Raw genomic sequence first — 2,527 nt, 5'->3', positions numbered from 1 at the left:
CGCCGGGGGCCGGGCCGACGATCATCATGGGCGGCCGCGGTCCGGGCGGCGGCGGTGGCGGCGGCAACAACAATCGCAACCGCGCCGCCGGCGCGGTCTCCGGCGCCGCGCGCCAGCGCATGCTGGAACGCTTCAACCAGCAGTTCGGCGCGTTCCGCGGCTTGCTCAGCGACGAGCAGAAGAAGACCTGGGACAGCGAAGTCGGCGCGCTCGTCAGCGCGCGGCGCGCGCCGCTGTACCGGTTGGTCGGCGGCAAGCCCGAAGCGGTGGTGGTGCGGGTCGGCGCCAGCGACGGCAGCTGGACCGAGGTCTCGGGCAACATCAAGGAAGGCGACGAGGTCGTCGTCGGCAGCGGACGCGGCGCGAAATGAGCGCCGTGGCCGCCGCAACGCCGGCCGCCGCGGTCATCGAGACGCGCGCGCTGGGCAAGGTCTATTCGCCCGGCAGCGAGGCCGAGGTGATCGCGCTGCACGGCGTCGACCTGCGCATCGCGCGCGGCGAGTTCGTCGCGATCATGGGCCCCTCGGGCTCGGGCAAGTCGACGCTGATGAACCTGATCGGCTGCCTGGACACGCCGACCAGCGGCGTCTACCTGTGCGACGGCGTCGATGTCGCCACGCTCGATAAAGAAGAACGCGCGATCCTGCGCCGCGACAAGATCGGTTTCGTGTTCCAGGGCTTCAACCTGCTGCCGCGCATGAACGCGCTGGAGAACGTGGCGATGCCGATGGGCTACGCCAACGTGCGCCGCGACGAGCGCATGCAGCGCGCGCAGGAAGCGCTGGACGCGGTCGGCCTGGGCCCGCGCGCCGGGCACCGGCCGAGCGAGCTGTCCGGCGGCCAGCAGCAGCGTGTGGCGATCGCCCGCGCGCTGATCAACCGCCCGCCGATCCTGCTCGCCGACGAACCCACCGGCGCGCTCGACACCCGCACCGGCGAGGAGATCCTGGCGCTGTTCAAGCGCCTGCAGGCGCAGGATCACACCGTGGTGCTGATCACCCACGACCCGGACGTGGCCGCGCACGCCGACCGCATCTTCGTGATGCGCGACGGCGAGCTGCACGAGCAGGAGCGCGGCGCATGAACTTCCTCGAAGTGCTGCGCACGGCGGTGTTCGCGCTGCGCGGCAATTGGCTGCGCAGCGCCTTGACTTCGCTCGGCGTGATCATCGGCATCGCCGCCGTGATCGTGATGGTCTCGGTCGGCCAGGGCACCCAGTCGGAGATCGACAAGCTGGTGTCCGGGCTGGGCTCCAACCGCCTGGACATCAGCTCCGGCGGCGGCGGGCGCGGCACCGGCGGCGTGCGCCTGAGCTCGTCGAGCTTCTTCACCCTGACCGAGGCCGACGCCGAAGCGATCCGCACCGAAGTGCCCGAAGTGCAGTACGTCGCCGCCTCGCTGCGCGGCGGCACCCAGGCGGTGTACGCGGAGAACAACTGGTCGACCCAGTGGCAGGGCGTGCAGCCGGACTTCTTCGACATCAACGGCTGGACCATCGCCTCGGGCTCGAACTTCGAGGCGCGCGATTACGGCAGCGGCGCCAAGTCGGTGATCCTCGGCGAAACCGTGCGCCGCGAGCTGTTCGGCGACGAGGACGCGATCGGCCAGACCATCCGCCTGGGCCGGGTGCCGTACACGGTGCTGGGCACGCTCAACCCGAAGGGGCAGGGCGGCTTCGGCCAGGACCAGGACGACGTCGTGCTGGTGCCGCTGGAAACCGGGCGCCGGCGCATGCTCGGCGCGATGGGCCTGCCCAACGGCGCGGTCATGCAGATCGCGGTCGGCGTCGGCCGCGCCGAGGACGTGTCCTACGCGCAGGAGCAGATCGAAGGCCTGCTGCGCCAGCGCCACAAGATCCAGCCCGGCGCCGACGACGATTTCAGCGTGCGCAACATCGCCGAAGTCGTCGCCACGCGCACCCAGACCACGCGCCTGATGTCGCTGCTGCTCGGCGCGGTGGCGACGATTTCGCTGATCGTCGGCGGCATCGGCATCATGAACATCATGCTGGTGTCGGTGACCGAGCGCATCCGCGAGATCGGCCTGCGCATGGCGGTCGGCGCCGGGCCGGGCGACATCCAGCGCCAGTTCCTGGCCGAGGCGATGCTGATCTCGCTGATCGGCGGCGCGCTGGGCATCGCCATCGGCGTGGTCGGCACCTTGCTGGTCAGCCGCATCGGCGCGCTGCCGGTGGCCTTGAACGGGCAGGTGATCGGGTTGGCGGCGGGGTTCTCGATCGCGACCGGCTTGTTCTTCGGCTACTACCCGGCGCGCAAGGCCTCGCAGCTGGATCCGATCGAGGCGCTGCGGCAGCAGTAGCGGCGCGAGCCGCGACCGCGACCACCGGCTTGCGACGCAAGCGCGGTTCCCGGCGCGCGCTTGAGTTGCGACGAGAGTTCGGCTTGCGGCGCAGGCGCGGTTTCGCGGTCGCGGCTCGCGCCGCTCCTACAGGGGGCGACCGGGGTCGCGTCGGCGATGGGGCGGTCTTGTACCTGAACCGCCCCGCCCAGGCGGCTCGACAGGTGCA

Annotated in this window: 2 protein-coding genes and 1 pseudogene; all 3 read left to right on the top strand. The window is 71.2% G+C overall.

The features are described from left to right. A pseudogene (locus A7A76_RS18420) lies at nt 1-371 on the top strand (hypothetical protein); the annotation flags it as partial. Further along, nucleotides 368-1,084 carry an ABC transporter ATP-binding protein gene (locus tag A7A76_RS18415; RefSeq protein ID WP_206412569.1) on the top strand — a complete coding sequence of 239 codons (717 nt, stop codon included), beginning with the start codon at nt 368-370 and terminating at the stop codon, nt 1,082-1,084. The pseudogene A7A76_RS18420 and the gene A7A76_RS18415, both read left to right, overlap by 4 nt. Beyond that, nucleotides 1,081-2,319: an ABC transporter permease gene (locus A7A76_RS18410; RefSeq protein WP_206412568.1), complete on the top strand. Its 1,239-nt coding sequence runs from the start codon at nt 1,081-1,083 to the stop codon at nt 2,317-2,319. The genes A7A76_RS18415 and A7A76_RS18410 overlap by 4 nt, the downstream gene beginning before the upstream one ends. Nucleotides 2,320-2,527 lie beyond the last annotated feature (208 nt).

The organism is Lysobacter enzymogenes (genome assembly GCF_017168095.1).
Lineage (GTDB): Bacteria > Pseudomonadota > Gammaproteobacteria > Xanthomonadales > Xanthomonadaceae > Lysobacter > Lysobacter enzymogenes_D.
The sequence above is the reverse complement of the archived record's forward strand: the minus strand, read 5'-3'. Positions and strand labels throughout refer to the sequence as shown.